At 70.9% G+C, this 19,841-nt stretch carries 17 protein-coding genes; 11 read left to right on the plus strand and 6 right to left on the minus strand.

What is annotated here, in order from left to right; translation table 11 throughout:
* Positions 1-97 precede the first annotated feature (97 nt).
* A complete protein-coding gene (locus tag ACZ4FV_RS10195; RefSeq protein WP_465322376.1) occupies positions 98-1,657 on the minus strand; it encodes a purine-cytosine permease family protein in 1,560 nt (519 codons plus the stop codon).
* Between the two features lie 125 nt (positions 1,658-1,782).
* Between ACZ4FV_RS10195 and ACZ4FV_RS10200 the strand changes: the two genes are divergently transcribed.
* The 5 genes from ACZ4FV_RS10200 to ACZ4FV_RS10220 all read left to right on the plus strand — a co-directional run bounded on the left by ACZ4FV_RS10200 (position 1,783) and on the right by ACZ4FV_RS10220 (position 7,140).
* Positions 1,783-3,348 carry a PucR family transcriptional regulator gene (locus ACZ4FV_RS10200; RefSeq protein WP_465322377.1) on the plus strand — a complete coding sequence of 522 codons (1,566 nt, stop codon included), beginning with the start codon at positions 1,783-1,785 and terminating at the stop codon, positions 3,346-3,348.
* Between the two features lie 113 nt (positions 3,349-3,461).
* Positions 3,462-4,130 carry a DUF1989 domain-containing protein gene (locus tag ACZ4FV_RS10205; protein ID WP_395861345.1) on the plus strand — a complete coding sequence of 223 codons (669 nt, stop codon included), beginning with the start codon at positions 3,462-3,464 and terminating at the stop codon, positions 4,128-4,130.
* Positions 4,131-4,143: 13 nt separating this feature from the next.
* Complete coding sequence (locus ACZ4FV_RS10210) at positions 4,144-5,301, plus strand: oxidoreductase (RefSeq protein ID WP_465322378.1); 1,158 nt, start codon at positions 4,144-4,146, stop codon at positions 5,299-5,301.
* Between the two features lie 161 nt (positions 5,302-5,462).
* A complete protein-coding gene (locus ACZ4FV_RS10215) occupies positions 5,463-6,341 on the plus strand; it encodes a polysaccharide deacetylase family protein (RefSeq protein WP_465322379.1) in 879 nt (292 codons plus the stop codon).
* A 52-nt stretch (positions 6,342-6,393) separates the two neighbouring features.
* A complete protein-coding gene (locus tag ACZ4FV_RS10220) occupies positions 6,394-7,140 on the plus strand; it encodes a class I SAM-dependent methyltransferase (protein ID WP_395861340.1) in 747 nt (248 codons plus the stop codon).
* Between the two features lie 528 nt (positions 7,141-7,668).
* On the opposite strand, the gene ACZ4FV_RS10225 is transcribed toward ACZ4FV_RS10220, so the two are convergent.
* Together ACZ4FV_RS10225 and ACZ4FV_RS10230 are read right to left on the minus strand one after the other, a co-directional pair.
* Complete coding sequence (locus tag ACZ4FV_RS10225) at positions 7,669-9,717, minus strand: DUF6596 domain-containing protein (RefSeq protein ID WP_465322381.1); 2,049 nt, start codon at positions 9,715-9,717, stop codon at positions 7,669-7,671.
* Positions 9,714-10,043 (minus strand): YciI family protein, encoded by a 330-nt coding sequence (locus tag ACZ4FV_RS10230; protein WP_465322382.1) that lies wholly within the window; start codon positions 10,041-10,043, stop codon positions 9,714-9,716. Before ACZ4FV_RS10230 ends, ACZ4FV_RS10225 begins: the two co-directional genes overlap by 4 nt.
* Before the next feature lie 179 nt (positions 10,044-10,222).
* On the opposite strand from ACZ4FV_RS10230, the gene ACZ4FV_RS10235 reads away from it, so the two are divergent.
* Entirely contained in the window at positions 10,223-10,819 is a 597-nt protein-coding gene (locus ACZ4FV_RS10235; protein WP_395861334.1) for a dihydrofolate reductase family protein, read from the plus strand.
* 317 nt (positions 10,820-11,136) lie between these two features.
* On the plus strand, positions 11,137-11,481 hold the full coding sequence (locus ACZ4FV_RS10240; protein ID WP_465322384.1) for an STAS domain-containing protein: 345 nt from the start codon (positions 11,137-11,139) through the stop codon (positions 11,479-11,481).
* A gap of 611 nt (positions 11,482-12,092) precedes the next feature.
* On the opposite strand, the gene ACZ4FV_RS10245 is transcribed toward ACZ4FV_RS10240, so the two are convergent.
* On the minus strand, positions 12,093-13,097 hold the full coding sequence (locus ACZ4FV_RS10245) for an SDR family NAD(P)-dependent oxidoreductase (protein WP_465322385.1): 1,005 nt from the start codon (positions 13,095-13,097) through the stop codon (positions 12,093-12,095).
* Positions 13,098-13,501: 404 nt separating this feature from the next.
* Between ACZ4FV_RS10245 and ACZ4FV_RS10250 the strand changes: the two genes are divergently transcribed.
* Entirely contained in the window at positions 13,502-13,912 is a 411-nt protein-coding gene (locus tag ACZ4FV_RS10250; RefSeq protein WP_402236404.1) for a hypothetical protein, read from the plus strand.
* Positions 13,913-13,978: 66 nt separating this feature from the next.
* Here the strand turns inward: ACZ4FV_RS10250 and ACZ4FV_RS10255 are convergent, their stop codons facing one another.
* Positions 13,979-14,293 carry a DUF6479 family protein gene (locus ACZ4FV_RS10255; protein ID WP_402236403.1) on the minus strand — a complete coding sequence of 105 codons (315 nt, stop codon included), beginning with the start codon at positions 14,291-14,293 and terminating at the stop codon, positions 13,979-13,981.
* A 348-nt stretch (positions 14,294-14,641) separates the two neighbouring features.
* Between ACZ4FV_RS10255 and ACZ4FV_RS10260 the strand changes: the two genes are divergently transcribed.
* From ACZ4FV_RS10260 to ACZ4FV_RS10270, 3 genes are all read left to right on the plus strand, one after another.
* Entirely contained in the window at positions 14,642-15,823 is a 1,182-nt protein-coding gene (locus tag ACZ4FV_RS10260; RefSeq protein WP_465322479.1) for a zinc-dependent alcohol dehydrogenase, read from the plus strand.
* 257 nt (positions 15,824-16,080) lie between these two features.
* Entirely contained in the window at positions 16,081-16,449 is a 369-nt protein-coding gene (locus ACZ4FV_RS10265) for a hypothetical protein (protein ID WP_395861326.1), read from the plus strand.
* A 145-nt stretch (positions 16,450-16,594) separates the two neighbouring features.
* Entirely contained in the window at positions 16,595-16,927 is a 333-nt protein-coding gene (locus ACZ4FV_RS10270; RefSeq protein WP_465322388.1) for a hypothetical protein, read from the plus strand.
* 120 nt (positions 16,928-17,047) lie between these two features.
* Here the strand turns inward: ACZ4FV_RS10270 and ACZ4FV_RS10275 are convergent, their stop codons facing one another.
* Complete coding sequence (locus tag ACZ4FV_RS10275; RefSeq protein WP_465322390.1) at positions 17,048-19,696, minus strand: serine/threonine-protein kinase; 2,649 nt, start codon at positions 19,694-19,696, stop codon at positions 17,048-17,050.
* Positions 19,697-19,841 lie beyond the last annotated feature (145 nt).

Here is a 19,841-nt window from a genome sequence, read left to right on the forward strand (position 1 = left end):
TTGTTTTTTGTGGTCTTTGTGTGGTTTTTTCCCCCCCCTTCCCCCCCCCCCCCGTCCCCCCCCCCCCCCCCCCCCCCCCCCCCCCCGGGACGGTCGATCACCGGACGGTCGCCACGTTCGGCGTGTCCGTGCTCCCATCCGCCGGCGTGGCGGACGCGGCCGAGCCCGTGGCCGGCCCACCGTCCCCGACGGGTTCCCCCGCGCTCGGAGCCGGGTCCATCCGAGCGGGAGCGGTGGACTCTTCGACCTTTCGCCCCGCCGCCGCGCGCGAGAGCAGATAGTAGAACCCGCCGGCCACGCCGAGTCCGGCGAGCCAGGACAGGTCGATGTCGCCGAGCGCCCGGGCGACGGGCCCGCGCATGACCGGAACCAGACCGTACTGGCAACTCCACGCCGCGACGACGCCGAGTCCCAGGCTGATCAGACCGGGCCGGTTGAACGCGGGGTAACGCGAGGCGGGCCCGGTCTCGTACAGCGAGACGACGTCCGGCCGGCCGCGGCGCACCACGAAGAAGTCGACGACGACCACGCCTGCCCAGGGGCTGATCCACACCAGGATCGATGTCATCCAGTTGTCGAAGGCGTGCGCGAAACTGTCGGAGCGCAGGAAGACCAGCAGCACCAGCGTGGCCACGGCACCGGACGCCAGGGTGATCTTCCATCGGGCCGCTCGCAGACCCACCGACAGTGCGGCCAGCGAACACGAGTACAGGTTGAGGATGTTGGTGGCGATCGGGCCGTGCATGACGAGCAACAGCACCGGCAGCGCCAATCCTCCGAAGGCGCCGATCACCAGTTGCGACGGGTCACCACTTTCACCGGAACTCGCCAGACAGGCGCCCAGCGCGGCCAGCCACACCGTGGGCACGTACATCCCCAGCGCCGTGGCCCACACGACCTTGCGACCGGACGTACCGGGTCTGACGAAGCGGCTGTAGTCGCCCGAGTACGGGAGCCAGCTGACCGCCCAGCCGACGCCGATCGCGGTGACCAACTGGGTCACGGCGGTGAACTTGGCACCGGGGGACGTGGCCGTCGATCCGGTCCAGTCCAGGTCGACCTGGGTCAGCGCGACCACCGTCATGACGGCCATGACCACCACCGTCAGGGGCACGGTCCACTTCTCGAAGGTGCGGATCGCGTAGAACCCGAACAGGGCCAGCCCCAGTTGCACGGCCATGATGACGGCGGCCACCAGGTATTGCAGACCGGCCCCGCCGGTGATGCCGAGTTCGTCCAGCATCGCGATGGCGAGGTCCAGCACCACCCAGGTGTTCACGCCCACCCAGCCCATCGCGAGCAGTCCCTGCATCACGCCGGGCAGGATCGCGCCGCGACGGCCGAACGCGGAGCGGCCGAGCACCATCTGGTTGACGCCGGTGCGGTGTCCCATCAGGTTGAACACGCCGAAGACCGCGCACCCGACGATGTTGGCCACCACGACCACGAGCAGCGTCTCGACCAGGCTCAGGCCCAGCGTCACCCCCAGAGCCCCGAGCACCCAGTTGATCGGCGCGATGTTGGCGCCGGCCCAGATCCAGAACTGCTCCCACGCGGTCGAATCGCGACCCGACGCCGGAATCGGATCGATCCCGTGCGGGTCGAAGACCGCCTTCGTCGGGGTCCCGTCTGTCTCGTGTGGTGCGTTGGGCGACATGACTTCCTCCGGGGGTCGGCGACATACGTCGGCTGTGAGTGACTTCACGGAACCACCGGAGCGCCACTGCCGGAGAGTGGAGAGAAAGTGCCTTTTCGGGGTCGATCGATGGTTGAATCCACACCATGTTCACGTTGCGTTCGCTGGCCGAGTCGGAAGAGTTGCGGCTGACGGTCCTCGTGGCCGGCGCGCCGGGGGCACTGGACGCGGACGTGGCCTGGGTGCACAACACCGAGCTGCCCGACCCCTCGCCATACGTCGGCCACAGCGAATTGGTGATGACCAACGGCCTGTGGGCCGAGCACGCCGAGGCCGCGGACTTCGTCGCGAACGTGCGTCGGTCGCACGCCGCCGGGGTGGTGTTCGGACTGCGCAGGTCGGTTCGCCGGACACCGTCCGACCTGGTCGCCGCGTGCCGCGAGGCAGACCTGCCGCTGCTCGAACTGGCGGTCGAGGTGCCTTTCACCGCGCTCTCCCACGCCGCGGCCGCCGCCTACGCGCGCCGGCGGCACGACAGCCTGGAGGCGTCCGTACGCAGAGGCGACGCGCTGGCCGAGGCCATCTCCCGGGGAGCGGGCACCGAGGGGGCGCTGCACGTCCTGCGCCGGGAGGTGGATCTGCCGCTGGCGGTGGTCGAGCGCTCGGGACGGCGTCTCGCCGAGGCCGGCATGCACTTGGGCGACGACGAGGCGACCGCCGTCGCCGCGGCTCTGTCCCGACGTCCGCCCCCGCTGGAGGTGAACATCGGGAACGACCGGACCGTGACCCTGTTCCTGGTCGGCGCCTTCGGCGAACCCGACGCCGCACTCGTGTGCCCGGGCCCGCCGTCGGCGATCGGCGAGTTCGAGCAGACGGCCCTCCAGCAGTGCGCGCACTTCCTGAGCCTGGAGACCGCCCGGCGGCGCGCCGAACGGGCCATCGAGTCGCGGTTCGCCGCCGAACTCGTCGACATGATCATGTCGGGCCTCGGCGCCTCCCGGGAACTCGCGCACCGACTCGAGGGGTTCGGCCTCGACACGGGCGGGCCGACCGCGATGTGTGCCATCGCCCCCGCGCACGGCGACCATGCCGTCCTCGACGAACTCGCCGAGGCCGCACAGGTGGCATTCGCGGCCGCCGGCCTCCCGGCAGTCATCGCGCCGGGGGGCCGCGACATCATCTGCCTGTTCACCTGGCGGGACGACGAGGAGGATCTCGGCGCCTGGCTCGCCGGCCTCGTCGCGCGACTGGGCGGACGCGTCCCCGATCGCCGCGTCGTCCTCGGCTACAGCGGCGTCACCACGCCCGGCGCGCCCTTGCGTACCCCGCTGGTGGAGGCACGCGAGGCCTGTCGCATCCTGGCCCGACAGGCTTCCGGGCCGAGCGTCGCGACGTTCGCCGAACTGCCCTCGTACTCCGCGTTGTTGGGCCAGATCGACCCCGCCGTTCTGCGCCGCATGGCCGACACGCTACTCGGCCCGTTGCGCGAGCAGGACGCCTCCCGCAATACCCAGTTGGAGATCACGCTGCGCACGTTCCTGGATCGCGGTGCGCAGTTCTCCGCGACCGCGGAGGCTCTGTTCATCCACGTCAACACGCTGCGCAAACGACTGGCCCGAATCCGTGAGTTGACCGGTCGCGACCCGCTCCTCATCGACGGCCGGGTGGACCTCTTTCTCGCGCTGCAGGCGGACGCGATGACGGGGCCGTGAGCACCCTCGGAGGGGTCCTCTCCAGAGGGGGGGATGATCCGACACCGTATGGCCCCATCCAGTGTCGAATCCTCCCCTGTCGTGCGCGCACCGTGCGTGTTTGAGTAGGCGACATGGAACTCACCTTCCGGGTACACCGGATCGAGGTGCCGGCCCGCGAGGGGCGCGCACTACGCGTCGCCGCCGGACAGCGGCTGCGGGTGGTCGACGTCGAAGGCCGCCAGGTCGGAGACGTATTCGCGTTCACCGACGACGACTCCGGCGAACATCTGAGCGCGTCGCACACCCGCGCGCACCTGAGCAAACTCTTCCCCGACGTCGGCGAGCACTTCGTCACCAACCATCGCCGCCCGATCCTGCGTCTCGCCGCGGACACCTCCCCCGGACGCCACGACATGCTCATCGCGGCGTGCGACGCCGCGCGATACGCGGCACTCGGGGCACCCGATCACGCGTCCTGCGCGGACAACCTGCGCACCGCCATGGCCGAGATCGGCCGCCCGGTGTCCCACATCCCACAGCCGGTCAACGTCTTCATGGACATCCCGGTGCGCGTGGGCGGCGGACTCGACTGGGTCAGCGCCTCCACCGGCGCCGGCGACAGCATCACCTTCGAAGCTCTCATCGACTGCGTCGTCGCGGTCTCCGCCTGCCCACAGGACCTCGTCGACATCAACGACGGGACACCCACCGCGCTCGAACTGCAATTGATCGACCACTCCCCCGGCATCACCGACCCGTTCGGCGAAACACCCGCCGACCCGGCCGACACCCGACTCTAGAACGGAACTTGCGATGACCACGCCTGCTACGACCACGCCTGCCGCAACCACCCCTGTCGCGGGCCATCCGGCCACCGAGCCCCTCTCGTTCGCCGGGCTACGCCTGACCAACCGCTTCGCGGTCGCGCCGATGACCCGGGTATCCGCCACCGAGGACGGCGTCCCGACCCCGGAAATGGCCGACTACTACGCCGAGTTTGCCAAGGGCGGCTTCGGACTGGTGATCACCGAGGGCACCTACACGGACACCACGTTCAGCCAGGGTTACGCCCGCCAGCCGGGCATCGTCGCCGGGCGGCACGTATCCGCCTGGACGTCGATCGTCGACCGGGTCAAGGCCGCCGGGACACCGATCGTCCTGCAACTGATGCACGCCGGGGCACTGTCCCAAGGCAACCACTACCGCACCGAGACCCTGGGGCCCTCCGCCGTCCGGCCCCGCGGGGAGAAGATGCCCGAGTACGGCGGCTCGGGACCGTGGGACGTCCCCCGCGCGATGACACCCGACGACATCGAGGAGGCCGTCGAAGGCTTCGTCGCGTCGGCGGTCAACGCCCGCAGGGCGGGGTTCCAGGGCGTCGAGGTACACGCGGCCAACGGCTACCTCCTGGACCAGTTCCTCACCGACTACACCAACGAGCGGACCGACCGGTTCGGCGGCGACGCGCACAACCGCGTCCGCCTGACCGCCACGGTGCTCAATCGCATTCGGGTGGCGCTGGGACCGGACTTCGTGGTCGGCGTACGCCTGTCGCAAACCAAGGTCAACGACTTCACACACCGCTGGTCGGGCCCCGCGGAAGCGGAGACCATCTTCCGGGCGGTGGCCGAGGCGGGAGCGTCGTACCTGCACGTGGCCAGTGAGGGACGCGACTGGCTGGAGACCGCGAAGCTGGAGGGCGGGGAGACGATCACCGCGTTGGCCCGCCGCGTGACCGGCCTCCCGGTGATCGCCAACGGCGGCATGCACAAGCTCGACCAGGCCGGACGACTGCTCACCGAGGGACACGCGGACGTCCTGTCCATCGGCCGCAGTGCGCTGGCCAACCCGGACCTGCCGTACCGCGTCACCAAGGGCGAAGCGCTGGACCGCTTCGACCACACGATGGTGCAGCCGATGGCCACTCTGGAGAACGCGCGCCTATGGCGAGAGAAGCGCGACGCCGTGTGATCTCCTGGCGATCTCCTTCCCGACAGCACCTGCGATGCGGTGGCGCGGGTACGATTCCCGCGCCGCCGCGGGACCCGTCGAGGCGCGAACGCGGCGACCGCACACCGCGACGCAACTCGCGCGACAACGACACGACATCAACACGACCAGCCGAGGTACACATGAGCGACAAGTGGCGAAACGGTGCCGGGGCTGTGGCCACCCTCACCTTCGATGTGGACGCCGAGGCACCGATCCTGGCGCACGGACGCCATTACGCCGCGCACGCGTCCACCATGTCGCACCAGGCATACGGACCCGACGTGGGCGTACCGCGCATCCTCGACCTGCTCGACGAGACGGGTGTGCCGGCGACGTTCTTCATCCCCGGTTGGGTCGCCGAACGCCGCCCGGGCCTGGCCGCCCGGATCGTCGACCGCGGTCACGAGGTCGCCCACCACTCCTACAGCCACCGCCCGCCGACGAGCCTGGCGCCGGGTGAGGAACGCGCCGACTTCGAGCGCGGCATGGAGGTCTTCGCGGCGCAGGGCATCGAGATCAGCGGCCACCGGGCGGCGAACTGGGAGGCGACCTACGAGACCACCGAACTGGTCGCCGACCACGGGCTCCTGTACGACTCGTCGCTGATGGGCGACGACCGCCCCTACCGCATCCCCACGGCAAGGGGCGTCGTCACCGAACTACCCGTGCACTGGTCGCTCGACGACTGGGAGCAGTACGCCTTCCTCCCGGCCCCACACGTGGGATCCGTCATCGAATCCCCCCGCAAGGTCCTGCAGATGTGGACCGACGAGATCGACGCGATGGCCCACTACGGAAGTCTGTTCAACCTGACGAACCATCCCTTCCTCACCGGGCGTCCGTCGCGCGCGATGGCACTGCGCAAGCTGATCGAACACGCGCTCTCCCGAGGTGACGTGACATTCCTGCGCTGCCGTGACGTGGCGAAACTTGCCGCCGAAGACGCCGATCTCCCCACCCGCCCCTCGGCACCGCCGCCCGCGGACTCGCTGGGCGTGTTTTCCCCTGGGCCCGCGTGACGTCGGAGACACTCGGCCCCTGCCCGCCGGCGGCGCTCGCATACTGGACCGCATGGACGTCTACGACACGATCGGGATCTCGTACACGCGGACTCGCCGGCCGGATCCGCGGATCGCGGCACAAATCGTCGCGGCACTCGCGGACGCGGCGGACGTGGTCAACGTGGGGGCCGGAACCGGCTCCTACGAACCGCCGCACACGGTCCTGGCGATAGAGCCCAGCCGCGTCATGATCACCCAGCGGCCGCCCGGATCCGCGCCCGCGGTGCAAGCGGTCGCCGAACACCTGCCTCTGCCCGATCGGGCCGTCGACGCGGCCATGGCCCTGCTCACCGTCCACCACTGGACCGACCCGGCGGCGGGGATCGCCGAACTGCGCCGCGTCGCCCGCCGCCGCATCGTCATCATGACCTGGGATCAGAAGATCTTCCGCGAAAGTTTCTGGCTCGTGCGCGACTACCTGCCCCAGGCCGCCGAGTTCGACGACGCGCGGGCGATGGACCTGGACCGATTGACCGAGTTGCTCGGCGGAGCCCGCCGGGAACCGGTCCCGATACCCCACGACTGCACCGACGGATTCGGCGCCGCATACTGGCGCCGGCCGCACGCCTACCTCGACCCCCGCGTACGCGCGGGCATCTCCATGCTCGCCCAGACCGGCGAGCACGCCCTCGCCCCGGGCCTGGCCCGACTCGCCGACGACCTGAACACCGGTCGCTGGCACACCCGTTACGCCGACCTGCTCTCCCACGACAGCATCGACGTCGGCTACCGCCTCGTCGTCGCCGACCTGACCTGATGTCCGAAGCCCGGTTGAAGTGGCCGGTCCGTAGTGCCCTCGATCCGCTCGATCGCCTGAAGTGCGGTTCGCCCACACGTCATTGATGAAGTTCCCGTGCACCGAGGCGAGTTCCGTGGAGTCGATCATGCCGTTGCCCTGGAACACGTCGACGGCCGCGCCGCCGCGTCAGCGAACTTTCGCCGCGGCGCCGCGAAGAAGTCCGGGGACAAGGCGGCGGTGAACGGCGGACAGCGCGGGCCAGACCAGACGATCCCGTCGTCGCACTCGTGGAGGGCTCGGCCGCACCGGCGGTCGACATTCCGGTGGCGAGGGTTCCAGCGGCAAGAGCCACCGCCAACCCCATCTTCATGCTTCGCAAGGTGTTCCCCCTGTGCAGTCACGAATCGTGCGGTCGATACGAGAAACTACGCGTCAGGCTCGGGGCGGCGCGTCCCGTAGTGGGTTGACCTATCTCCCGTCACGCGATGGACCGAGGCCGTACGTCAGCGTGGATTCTCCAACCGGCGTGGTACGCGGAGCCTCGCCTCAGGACTCGTCGCCGTCCTTGCCCCAGTCCCGCAGTCGGCGCAGCGAGTGGCCGGTTGCCGACTTGCACAGGAACTCGGCGCGCTCGTAGGACAGTCGTCCCCGGCCGGTCTGCGGGCAGACGTCCTCCGCGCCCAGGATGCCCGCCCGCGCCGGGCCCGGGCGTCGGTCGGCGAGGAACACCGGGCCGCGGGTGCGGCCGGCCAGGAGTTCGGGCAGGAGCGCGGCGGTCCCCGACCGCCAGGTGATCCACGCGCCACGCCGATTCGGCCGCTGGTCCGCCTGCCGGTCCGCGCGGCGGGCTCGTCGCTCCGGCAGGTCGAGGTCCTGGACGTTGAGTGCCAGCACGGCGGTGACGGTGGCGCCCGACTCACGCAGCAGCGTCCACAACGTGCGTTCCCGCAACGGGGCTTCCGCGTCCCCCGGCCACGCCGTTCCGGGCCTGACCGGGGCGGGCGTCGGCGCGGGGCGGTGTTCGGGCGTCCGCTGGGGGATGGCCGCGTCGAGGCCCGGGGTGTGCGTCCACGCCCCGAACGCCCGTACGGCGGACCGGTGTCGGTTCCAGGTGGCCGCCGCCACGCCACCCCACGACACGCGGAAGGCGTCGGCGATCTGCTCGGCCGTCAGCGACGCGAGCGGCAACCCGACGCCCAGAGACAGCCGCAGGCGCCACAACGTCTGTCCGTAGGAGCGGGCCGTCGCCGGCGCGAGCCGGTCCTGGGCCAGAAACGCGTCGATGGCCTCGCCGAACGTCCGCGTGGACGCGTCCCCGATCGGGATCGCCTCGGCACGACGCGTCAGGTAGGCGCGTTCCGCGGCGTTCTTGGTCAGCAGCGCCGCGCGCTCGAACTCGCGGCGGGCCTCCTCGCCGCGCCCCAGGCGCAGCAGCAGGTCGCCGCGCACCCCGGGGAGCAGGTGGTAGGCGCGGAGTGCGGGGTCCGAGGTGAGCGTGTCGACGAGGGCGAGGCCGGCCGCGGGGCCGTCCGCCATCCCCACCGCGACCGCCTGGTTGAGCCGCACCACGGCAGTGGGCAGGAGTCGGGCGAGGGCGGCGTACAGTCCGGCGATCCGCACCCAGTCGGTCTCCTCGGCGGTGCGCGCCTGGGCGTGGCAGACGGCGATCGCGGCCTGCAACACGTAGGGGCCGGGCCGGCCGGGCGTACCGACCGTGCGGGCCCGCAACATCGCCGCGAAGCCGCGGCGGATGAGCAGCCGGTCCCAGCGTCCCCGGTTCTGCGTGTCCAGCGGGACGGGTTCGCCGGCGGGGCCGGTGCGCGCCGCCGTACGGGATGCCTGGATCTCCATCAGCGCCACCAGGCCGTGCACTTCCGCCTCGTCGGGCACCGACTCGGCGAGCAGGCGCCCCAACCGGAGCGCCTCCAGGCACAGGCCGGGCCGGATCAGGTCGTCGCCGGAGGTCGCCGAGTAGCCCTCGTTGAAGATCAGGTAGACGACCTCCAGGACGGAGGGCAGGCGTTCGGACAATTCGGCGCCGTCCGGGAGTTCGAACGGCACCCGCTCCTCGGCGAGCGTGCGCTTGGCCGTCGCGATGCGGCGGGCGATCAGCGGTTCGACGGAGAGGAACGCGCGGGCGATCTCGGAGGCGGTGAGTCCACCGAGCAGCCGCAGGGTCAGGGCGACGCGCGCCTCGGTCGGCAGGACGGGGTGGCAGGAGACGAACATCAGCCGCAGCACGTCGTCCTGCTCGGACGCCGGCTCGGCGGCCCCGAGGTCGTATGCGGGGCCGCCGACACCGTCGTCCATCCGCCGCCGCTCGGCCAGGTCGTGCGCGAGCGTCTCGCCGTGTTCCGCGAACCGCCGGTCGCGGCGGATGTGGTCGACGGCGCGGCGCTTGGCGACAGTGGTGAGCCAGGCACCCGGATTGTCCGGGACTCCCGACTGCGGCCACTGCTCCAGCGCCGCGACCAGCGCGTCCTGCGCCAGTTCCTCGGCCACGCCAACGTCGCGCACCATGCGGGTGAGCGCGGCGACGATCCGGGCCGACTCCATCTTCCAGATCGCGTCGACCGTGCGGTGGACGTCCGTCACGGACCGAAGACCTGCTGGATCACGCTCTCGCCGTCACCGACGATCCTGCGGAACCGGCGGCCCAGTTCGACCGCCTCCTCCTTGGAGCGGACCTCGACCAGGGCGAAGCCGACGACCGCCTCCTTGGACTCGGCGAAGGGACCGTCCGTGACGGTGATGTCGCCGCCCTCGGAAACCAGCCGGACGCCGCCCGGCTCGAGCCCGCCGGTGGCCAACAGCACGCCCGCGGCGCTGAGCTCGTCGATGAAGGCGCCCATCTCGGCGAACAGCTTCGCGTCGGGGGCCTTCGCGTTCTCCGAGGCCTTGGACGTCATCAGGTAGCGCATGGTGTTCCTCCGGTTTCGTCTCGCCCGGCCGGATCGCCGGGCACACCGACACGTCGCGCCGGCTCTGTGACAGGGAATCGCATTATTCCCTGTCGCATCGGCGGATCGACGAAGGTGCGAGCCACGGGGAGAAAATCCGAGGGTCACCCGCCCAACCAACGAGGAAACGAGACAGTTCGATGCGCATTGTGATGGGTGAATTCGTCAGCTTGGACGGCGTCATGCAGGCTCCGGGCCATCCGGACGAGGACACCGAGGGCGGGTTCGCCCACGGTGGCTGGACACACCCGTTCTTCGATCCGCGGGTGATGGGCGGCGCCCTCGCCGAGTGGGCCGCCGACACCGACGCGCTGCTGTTCGGACGCCGCACGTGGCAGGTCATGGCCGCGGCGTGGCCCGGGCGGGCCGGCGACCCCTTCGCCGACCACATGAACTCGGTCGCCAAGTACGTCGTCTCCGGCACCCTGGGCGACGACGACCTGACATGGAACAACACCACCCGCATACCCGGCGAACAGGCACTCGACCGGATCGGGAAGTTGCGGGACACCCCGGGTCGGGACCTGGTGGTGATGGGCAGCCTCTCGCTCGCCCGCACCCTCCTGACCGAAGGACTGGTCGACGAACTGCGACTCATGATCATGCCGGTGCTCCTCGGCGGCGGAAAGACGATCTACCCGACCGACGGCACACTACGCACGCTCGAACTGGTCTCGACCACGGTCAGCGACACAGGCGTGCACGTGTGCAGCTACCGACCGGTGACCGCGGCGTAGTTCGCGCCCGGGACCGGGTTCCCGCAGCGCGGCCGGGCACGCACCCGGCCGCGCCTGCACGGTGATGAATCCGCGAAAGGCTCGCGCGCGGCCCGCACCGAAGGTCATCGCCTTCCGAACCCGGCAAGCACCCACCCCACGACGGGGCGAGGCGCTGTGGGCGATTCCCGCCGTACGGGCGGACCAGTCTCGTCCATCCGCCGATCGCGCGAGGGGAATCGCCACAAACAGTGGGGAACGTGTTCGGTGCGCCTATCGTCGGCGTGTCGACCCGAACCCTGTCGATGTCCTCGCACATCGACCCCGAAAGGGTTGGCATGTCCATCGCGGGCGCCCGTCCCTTGTATTCCACTCGCGCACACGGAGACGCGGTCGTGGTCGCGTTGCGGGGCGAGATCGATATCCTCTCTGCCCCCGACATCGGATTCCATCTGGACCGCCTCACCCGGGTCCGAGGCACGCGACTGTTCATCGACCTGAATGCGGTCACCTTCATCGGGGCCTGCGGCATCGCGCTGCTGGTGCGCGCTCGCGAACGAGTCCTCGCCCGGGCGGGAACACTGTCCCTTGTCTGCGTCAGCCCATTCGTCCTCCGGCTGTTGTCCCTGCCCGGCTTGTGCGGACCGCCCTTCGTCGTCCTGGCCCAACCACCCGCCCCCTGACCGCGCCTCGAGAACAGACGCAACGGGGTGACCAAACTTGGGATCGCCCTCGCCGACTCCCGCCGACGACGGGCCACATACTCACCGGGCGTCGGGATCCGCTCGTCGCGCTCGACATGCGATGGACATCGGAACGGGCACGGAACCCGGACGAGGCCGACGCCACGTGCGGCCGAATGCGGGGTAATCCGGCGCGGGCGAGCTGTGTCGGCAAGGGAGAGTGGGCGCCCCGATCGCATCTTCCTCGATCGGGACGTCCGTGCCGCACGCTACCGGGTCGGTGACCGAAATCGATCATTCCCAGCCGCCAAAAGATAGGTTGCCCCGTGATGTCCGGGCGGCGGCGACGCACCGAGAACACGCGCAGACCGCGGCCGCGTTCGCCGGCCGGCTTGAACCCGATCGGCACGCCGTCAACGCGGCGCTCTCGGCTTCCGCCCGGTACGGCGAGGCGACCTAAGGTTGCCTGCCCGTGATCGCCCGACCTCGACCAAGTCGTGTGCTCCGTCGGGTTCACCGTGACGCGGCCCGCGACCGACGCCAACTCGCTTTCACTCGCCGGGGCGGCGACTATCTGGATCGCGAGCGAGCGATGCCGCCTCGTTGTCGGGTCAGGGGGTGCCGGGTTCGTTCCAGCGACGGGCCGCTCGTTCGCCCAGTGTCGATACGCGGTCCGTCCACGGGGTTCCCTTCGCATGCTCGCTCGCGCCCGACGCTTCTCGGGAATTCGCGCGGGAGCCGGGCGAGGGCAACAACCGGGCGGTGAGCGAGAGCGCGCGGGTCATGGTCGCGGGGGCGAGTCCATGAGCCCGGACGGCAACCTTGGCCACCGCCGTGAGCACGAGCTCCGGCTTGCGCCGAATCCCGGCGCGCACGATCAACCGGGCCGCTCGCTCCGCGTCCATGGACACCAGAGGCAGCGACGCGGCGGCGGCGAACCAGGCGTACTCAAGCGAACGGCGCCCCGTGAAGCGCGCGGCCCGATGGGAGCCGGTACGCATGAGTCCGGGCACCGCCGTGGTCACGCTCACTCCCGAACCCGCGAGCTCGGCGCGCAGCCCTTCGGAGAACCCGGTCGCGGCGAACTTCGCGCACGCGTAGGGCAGCAGGTGCGGCGGAGCGATCCGGCCGCCGATCGAGGTCACGTTGATCACCCTGCCCTCGCCGCGCTCGCGCATGCCCGGCAGCACCGCCAGGGTCAGGCGCACCGGAGCCATGAACATGACCTCGACCGCCCGGCGGAACGCGTCGACGTCCAGGGATTCGAGAGGTCCCACCGTGATGATCCCGGCGTTGTTGACGAGGATCTCCACCGACCCGTGCCGCTTCGTCACCTCCGCGACGAGCGCGTCGATGTCGTCCGGATCGCCGAGGTCGCAGCACTCCCAGGAAACCGGGCGACCGGTGTCGCGGCGGATGAGCATCGCGGCGCGGGCGAGTTCCTCCTCGTCCCGGGCACAGATCGTCACCCGTGCTCCCAGCCGGGCCAACTCGCGTGCGATCAGTAGACCCAGACCGCGCGAGCCACCCGTGACCAGCGCGACCCGTCCTTCGACGTCTTTCCGCGAACGCGACCGGACCCGTCCTTGGGTACGGGCATGCGAGGTGTCGATCACGGCGTTTCCCTTTCTCCGATGCCAACCGCCCGGTGCCGGCTTCATGTGACGTCGTTCCCGAAGGCACCCCGAAGCCGATGCCCTCGCAGGGGCATGGCAATCACACCGGACCAGGCCCTTAGGGTCGCCCGGCGCTCCCCGGCCGCAGCCGGGTGGCACTCCACATCGAGGGCGGCGGGAGAGGGTCGGGGAATTCGCCGATGTTGCAACTCATCCGGGTTGGCGTGAGCGCCGTCGTTGCTCGGTCGTGGGTGACGCCGCGCGCGATCGCGCATGGGTTGGTGATCGGTGGACAGCCGTAGGGCATGGCTGTTCACACACGTTCCGTCCACATTGCGGCGTCCGGCGATCGGGTCTATCTCACGCTCGTCGACCCGGCGCGATTGCTCCGATACTTCCCGCCGGTGACGGAGGTCCATTCGGTGGCCGAAGGGTCCTGGGAGGTCACCGTCGGAGAGGGTACGACTGCCGTGCGGGCCTCGATCGTGCTGGAGCCGGACGGGCCCGCGACCCGGATCGGCTGGGCCGTGCGCGATACGCCGTATCGCGGCACCGTCGTCGTTCGGGGCGGCCCCAGTGACGTCGACAGCATCGTCACCGCGAGCGTCAAGGACGCGGACGACCCGCCGGATCTCGATGGCGAACTGGCCCAGACCCATGACCCGGGCGACTTCGGCGGGTCGCACGGCCGGGAAGCACTGCCCGTGGACGCCCTCACCGGCGACACCGATTCCGGCCTGGCCACCGGGGACGTGCTGGAGCGGGCTCTCGACCATTTGCGCGCGTACATCGAATCGGATGCCGGCCGGCGCTGACTGGTCGTCCGGCGCCGGCCGCTGCCCGTCCGCCGCACCTGCTCGGCGACTCGGTCCCGGTGTGGCTCAGGCGTCCTTGTCGTGCTCGTGCGCATCGGAGCCCGCCGGTCGGGAACCGAGGTTGCCGTAGCCGGGCATCTCGTGCGGTCCGCGCAGGCGACCGTCCCGAGGGATCGGCGCGGGCTCGCGGTTTTCGCCACCGGGGTCCGGGGCCGAGGCGGTGGGCAGATCCCGCGGCGGGGCCGGAGGCGGGCGGCGCCTGCGACGCACGCCGCTCACCACCGGAATGATGAGCAGTACGGCGATCAGCAGGACGGCCACAATCGCCACCCCCGCGACGGTTCCGGGCGATGCCGATGCGAACTGTGCCAGAGCAACCATGTCGGCACGGCTACCCCGCCTCACCGAGGCGATGCCTCACGGCCGGACGGAGGACACCGGTGGGGTACCAGGGCCCGACCGGGCATGGTCGGCATGTCGGGGCGATCCTCCCCTGGAGGTCCTCGTTGGAGATCCTTGTGGACGTAGTCCGCCCGCGGCGAGCGGGCCTACCGGGATGTGGCCCGACGGCGACCGGCGCCCCGGTGTTTGATCGGACGCCGACCGGTCAGTCGGTTCGGTAGCAGGACGTCACGGCCCGGCCGGCCCCGCCGCCGGGTGCGGCCTCCCTGCACGGCGGCCCCACGGATCGCCGCTTCGAACGAGCACTCGCCTCCGGAGATGATCGCGATGAAGGCACTGACCTGGCACGGTAAGCGCGACGTACGCGTGGACACCGTCCCCGACCCGACGTTGAAGGACCCGGACGATGTGATCGTCAAGGTCACCTCCTCCGGGATCTGCGGCTCGGATCTACACCTGTACGAGGTCCTGGGTCCGTTCCTGAGCGAGGGCGACATCCTGGGCCACGAGCCGATGGGCGTCGTCGAGGAGGTCGGCGCCGAGGTCACCCACGTACGGCCCGGTGATCGTGTGGTGATCCCGTTCAACGTCTCGTGCGGGGTGTGCCATACCTGCACGCACGGGCTGCACTCGCAGTGCGAGACCTCACGCGTGCGCGAACAGGGCATGGGCGGCGCGCTGTTCGGCTACACCAAACTCTACGGACAGGTCCCGGGCGGGCAAGCCGAATACCTGCGGGTGCCGTTCGGCAACAAACTCCCGATCAAGGTCCCCGACGGGCCGCCGGACGATCGCTACGTCTACCTCTCGGACGTGCTGCCGACCGCGTGGCAGGCCGTCGAGTACGCCGCCGTACCGCCCGGCGGCAGCGTCGCCGTCCTCGGTCTGGGCCCCATCGGCGACATGGCGTGTCGCATCGCGCTGCACCGGGGCGCCGAGCGCGTGTTCGGCGTCGACCTGGTACCCGAGCGCCTGGCTCGGGCCCGCGGGCGCGGTGTCGAGGTCTTCGACCTCACCGCCCACCACGACATCGCCGAAACCATCCGTGCCCTCACCGACGGTCGCGGACCGGATGCGGTGATCGACGCGGTGGGCATGGAAGCCCACGGCGCGCCGGTGGGCAAGCTCGCTCAGCAGATCGCCGGCCTGCTGCCCGACGCGGTCGCCGAGAAGATGATGCGCAAGGCGGGCGTCGATCGGCTCAGCGCCCTGTACACCGCGATCGACCTGGTCCGTCGCGGCGGCACCATCTCGCTCTCCGGCGTCTACGGCGGCATGACCGACCCGCTCCCGCTGCTCACCATGTTCGACAAGCAGATCCAACTGCGCATGGGCCAGGCCAACGTGCACCGGTGGGTGGACGACATCCTCCCGCTGTTGGAGGACGACGACCCGCTGGGCACCGAGGGCTTCGCCACCCACCACGTCCCCCTGGCCGAGGCGCCGCAGGCGTACGAACGGTTCCAGAAGAAGCAGGACGGCACCGTCAAGGTCCTGCTGCGCCCGTGAGCACTCCGCGGCGCGGCCTCGGCCGAGACCGAGGCCGTGGCCGTGGACTCGGGAGGCTGTGGACCCCCGACCGGCCTTACGCTGGAATCGCCGACGGAAGTGGCGCACGAGCGTGTGGACGCTGCTCGTTCACGAGAACGCCAAGTGGCCCGGTAATGAGAGGGATCGGCGGGCGGAGGCCCGTCGCCCCGTCGCACGGAAGCGAGTGCGGCCGGCGGCCACGAGCGGCGCGCCCGGGTCGAACGGAGTGATTTGTCATGGACATCACCAACCGAACCGTGACCGCCAGGCGCGCGGCCGGATCAAGGTGGGCCTTCGAAGTCCGTTGGACGGTGACGCTCACGCCCTCGGAAGCGAGCAGCGGCACCCTGTTCCAGGATGCCTACCGGATGTGGGAATGGGATGTCTCGGACCACGACGCGCTGACGAACTGGTCCACGTCCGATCCTTTCGATCCCCCTTCGACCACGGTCAAGCGCATAGCCCGGCTGAACATGCCCGCAGACGCGCTGGACACCGAATCGGGTGAAGAGGAGATCCGCGCACAGATTGGCGTGCGCAACGTATCGGCGGGCGGACCGTGGCTGATCGACAGGTTCACCCCCATCGTTCACATCTCGCCGTGAGCCCTCCGCGGGCAGGTAGGCCGCCCGCAAACGGCGGACGCCGATCCTGCTCGGCACCGCGATCACCGGAGCCGGGTTCCTGTGGCAGAGCCGTTCCGACGCCGCCGGCGGCTACGCGCTGGGCGTTCCGGGGCCCGGGATCGTGATGTCCGCGGGGGTCGGCCTGCTGGTCACCCCGATCACCGCCACCGTCACCTCCGGCATCGACACCCGCGACGCGGGCGCCGCGTCGGGGCTGATGAACACCACCCGCCAACTGGGCGGCGCCCTGGGCCTGGCCGTGTTGGTCGCCGTCGCCGGAGCCTCCGACGCGGGCCGAGTCCCGGCCGACCCGGCAGCCGATCACGGCCGCGTCTTTCTCGTGATGACCGCGAGTCTTCTCGCCGTCGTCGCCGCCACCTTCGCCCTCCCTCGTCGGGCCGAGGGCGTCGAAGCGGGCCCGGCACCGCGGGAGGTACGGTCCGAACAGGGCGGCTGAACCGCCGTGCGGGTCGGGAGGGCGGGACGCGGGCGGTGCGCACGACCAGGCCGCTTGCGTCCGTGAGCCCGTTCCCGCGGTTGTCCGGTGCCGGGTGTGCGGGTGTCGGCAAAGTGGCTGTCAGGTCATCGGGTTGTTGTACGTCGAATTGACGACACCGTTCGCTTTCTGCCCAGCGGTCGCCGGATTCATCTCGTTGAGAATCTCGGTGGCGTAGGTGCGCAGCGGTGCGATGGCGAACCCCGGTGCCTGCGGCAGCATGCGCGCCGCCTCGGTCGCGATGTCCTGGGCGGTCTTGAGCATCGGGTTGTCCGCCGCCCGCTTGGGGACGACCCCGGTGCGCGCCGGCATGCTCTGGCTCGCGTCGGACCACTTCGACTGCCAGTCGGCGGTGGTCGTCATCGCCAGCAGCCGTGCGGCGCCCGATACCAGGCGGCTCGCCTTGGCCACCACGAGCACCGTTCCGACCAGCGGGACGGGCGCGGGGCGGTCGGCGACCGGGCTCGGCAGCGGGAACACGCCCAGCTTGCCCTTGAGGTCGGGGTGCGCGGCGATGAGCGAGTCGTAGATCCAGTCACCGCCCACGATCATCGCCGTGTCGCCCGCTCCCAGCACGTCGTACGGGCTGCCGGTGTCCGCGGTGTAGTCGCCGACGTTCTTGGGGGCGGTCGAGAACGCCTGGAGTTTCTTGAAGTACACCATCCCCGCCTGCGCGGCCGGCTGGTCCAGGCGACCGCGCCAGGTCGTCCCCTCCTTCTCGGCGATCCGGCCGCCCGCAGCCCAGATCGACGACGCGATCACCTGCCAGGCCTGGCCTGGCAGGTGGACGGCCTGGAACTTGGGGTTGCCCGCGTGGAAGGCCTTCAGCCTCGCCAGTTCGGCGAGCCAGGCGTCCTGGGTCCGAGGCACCGTGAAGCCGGCCGGATCGCACAGGTCCTTGCGGTAGAGCACCACGGACAGCGCGGCGTTCTGTGGTACCGCGACCAGTTGCCCGTCGATCTCGCAGGCCTTCCGCATGGCCAGGGTCCACGAGTCGACGTCGAACAGGCCCCGGTACGCCGTCAGGTCGGCCAGGTGGCCGCGTGCGTGGTACCTGGCCAACTCGCTGACCTCCACCTCGAACACGTCGGGCGGGCTGCCCGCCGCCAGCGCGGTCGCGAGCTTCTGGTCCTCGGCGAACGTCACGACCGTGGGTCTGACGGTTGCCTGCGGCTGCTGCTCGCTGAAGCCGGTGCCGAGTTCGGTGAGCAGCACCCGCTGCGCGGTGTTGTTGTCGGCGCCGAATTCCGTGCACCACATGGTCAGTGTGTACGAACCGGTCGGCGCGCCGGGTACCTGCGCCGGTACCGACGGGGCCACGGGCTGCGAGCCGGTGGGCCCGCTCGGACTCGCCGGCTTGGCGGCCGGATCGTCGTCCCTGCCGAGCAACCACGCGGCGACGCCGCCGCCGACCGCGGCGGTCGCCGCAGCGGCGCCCAGCGCGATGAACCGCCTTCGATCGGGCGGGGTTTCCGGCTTGGGCAGCGGGAACACCGGGGCGTAACCGGGGCGCTGCACCGGCGGCGGCATTCCGGCCGGAACAGGCGAGTGCGCGGCACCGGGCGAGTGCACGGGCGCGTGTTCCGGAACGGGCGCGTGTGCGGGAACGGGCGGCGGCGCGAGCGGCCGGGGCGGGGCCGGGGCGCCCTGCGGAGCGGCCGCGGCCGGTGGCTGCCGCGGGTACTGCGGGGGCGGACCGTAGGGCGGGCCGTAAGGCTCCGGGACGTTCCCTGATCCGGGTGGCCCGGGGACACCCGGTCCAGCGGCACCCATCCCTGCGGCACCTGCCGCCGGGATGCCGGCCGGTGGCCCAGGAAAACCCTTCGGCGGTATGTCGGGCAGCGCGGACGGGTCGCCCGACTGTGCCGCGACCTGCCGGGCGAGCGGGTCGGGAAGCCAGTTGTCCAGGGAGAGTTCGCCGGTCTGCCCGGCCTGCGGCAGCGCGCGGTGCAGGACTTGGTCGGTCGTCGGGCGGGAGACCGCGTCCTTGGTCAGGCAGTCGGCGATCAGGGCGTGCAACGAGGCGGGCACCCCGTCCAGGACCGGGTCCGCGTGCACCACCCGGTACAATAACCCCGGAACCGACCCCCCGCCGAACGGCCCGTTGCCGGTGGCCGCGAAGACCAGCACGGAACCGAGCGAGAACACGTCGGACGCCGGGGCGACTTCCTCGCCGCGTGCCTGCTCGGGTGAGAGGTAGCCGGGCGAACCGACCACGAGGTCCGTCGCGGTCACCGAGGTGTCGTCGGCGGCCCTGGCGATCCCGAAGTCGATCACCCGGGGACCGTCCAGGGCGAGCAGCACGTTGGACGGCTTGAGGTCGCGGTGGATCGTGCCGGACGCGTGGATCGACTGCAGCGCCTCGGCGAGCCCCGCCGCCAGCGCGCGCAACGACCGCTCGGGGAGCGGTCCGTGCTCGCGGACCGCGTCCTGCAGGCTCGGCCCGGCGATGTACGCGGTGGCCAGCCACGGCATCGGACCCTCGGTGTCCGCGTCGACGACGGGGGCGGTGTAGAAGCCGCCCACCCGCCGCGCGACGGCCACCTCGCGGGCGAACCGCCGCCGGAAGTCCGGGTCTTCGGCCAGGTCGGGCCGGATCACCTTGAGTGCGACGGAGCGCCCGCTCGGCGAACGGCCCAGGAACACCCGGCCCATCCCGCCCGAGCCGAGTCGCCCGGTGAGCCGGTACGCCCCGAGCTGTACGGGGTCGTGCTCCTGCAGCGGCTCCATCGGCCCTCCCCCGACCCGCGCACCCCATGATCCGCGTGGGACGGCAGTCTGCCAGAGCCACCCGCCGGACGGGACTGCCGGGCGTTCTCGGGTCCACGGCCCGCCACCCGATCCGCACGTCGCCGACCCCGCCACATACGAACGG

The sequence above is a fragment of the Embleya sp. NPDC025285 genome, assembly GCF_055558835.1.

What these genes read in the sequence shown, in the direction of transcription:
- ACZ4FV_RS10195 (WP_465322376.1), bottom strand. Translation starts at nt 1,657, where the DNA reads ATGTCGCCCAACGCACCACACGAGACAGACGGGACCCCGACGAAGGCG.
- ACZ4FV_RS10200 (WP_465322377.1), top strand. Translation starts at nt 1,783, where the DNA reads ATGTTCACGTTGCGTTCGCTGGCCGAGTCGGAAGAGTTGCGGCTGACG.
- ACZ4FV_RS10205 (WP_395861345.1), top strand. Translation starts at nt 3,462, where the DNA reads ATGGAACTCACCTTCCGGGTACACCGGATCGAGGTGCCGGCCCGCGAG.
- ACZ4FV_RS10210 (WP_465322378.1), top strand. Translation starts at nt 4,144, where the DNA reads ATGACCACGCCTGCTACGACCACGCCTGCCGCAACCACCCCTGTCGCG.
- ACZ4FV_RS10215 (WP_465322379.1), top strand. Translation starts at nt 5,463, where the DNA reads ATGAGCGACAAGTGGCGAAACGGTGCCGGGGCTGTGGCCACCCTCACC.
- ACZ4FV_RS10220 (WP_395861340.1), top strand. Translation starts at nt 6,394, where the DNA reads ATGGACGTCTACGACACGATCGGGATCTCGTACACGCGGACTCGCCGG.
- ACZ4FV_RS10230 (WP_465322382.1), bottom strand. Translation starts at nt 10,043, where the DNA reads ATGCGCTACCTGATGACGTCCAAGGCCTCGGAGAACGCGAAGGCCCCC.
- ACZ4FV_RS10235 (WP_395861334.1), top strand. Translation starts at nt 10,223, where the DNA reads ATGCGCATTGTGATGGGTGAATTCGTCAGCTTGGACGGCGTCATGCAG.
- ACZ4FV_RS10240 (WP_465322384.1), top strand. Translation starts at nt 11,137, where the DNA reads ATGTCCATCGCGGGCGCCCGTCCCTTGTATTCCACTCGCGCACACGGA.
- ACZ4FV_RS10255 (WP_402236403.1), bottom strand. Translation starts at nt 14,293, where the DNA reads ATGGTTGCTCTGGCACAGTTCGCATCGGCATCGCCCGGAACCGTCGCG.
- ACZ4FV_RS10260 (WP_465322479.1), top strand. Translation starts at nt 14,642, where the DNA reads ATGAAGGCACTGACCTGGCACGGTAAGCGCGACGTACGCGTGGACACC.
- ACZ4FV_RS10265 (WP_395861326.1), top strand. Translation starts at nt 16,081, where the DNA reads ATGGACATCACCAACCGAACCGTGACCGCCAGGCGCGCGGCCGGATCA.
- ACZ4FV_RS10270 (WP_465322388.1), top strand. Translation starts at nt 16,595, where the DNA reads ATGTCCGCGGGGGTCGGCCTGCTGGTCACCCCGATCACCGCCACCGTC.
- ACZ4FV_RS10275 (WP_465322390.1), bottom strand. Translation starts at nt 19,696, where the DNA reads ATGGAGCCGCTGCAGGAGCACGACCCCGTACAGCTCGGGGCGTACCGG.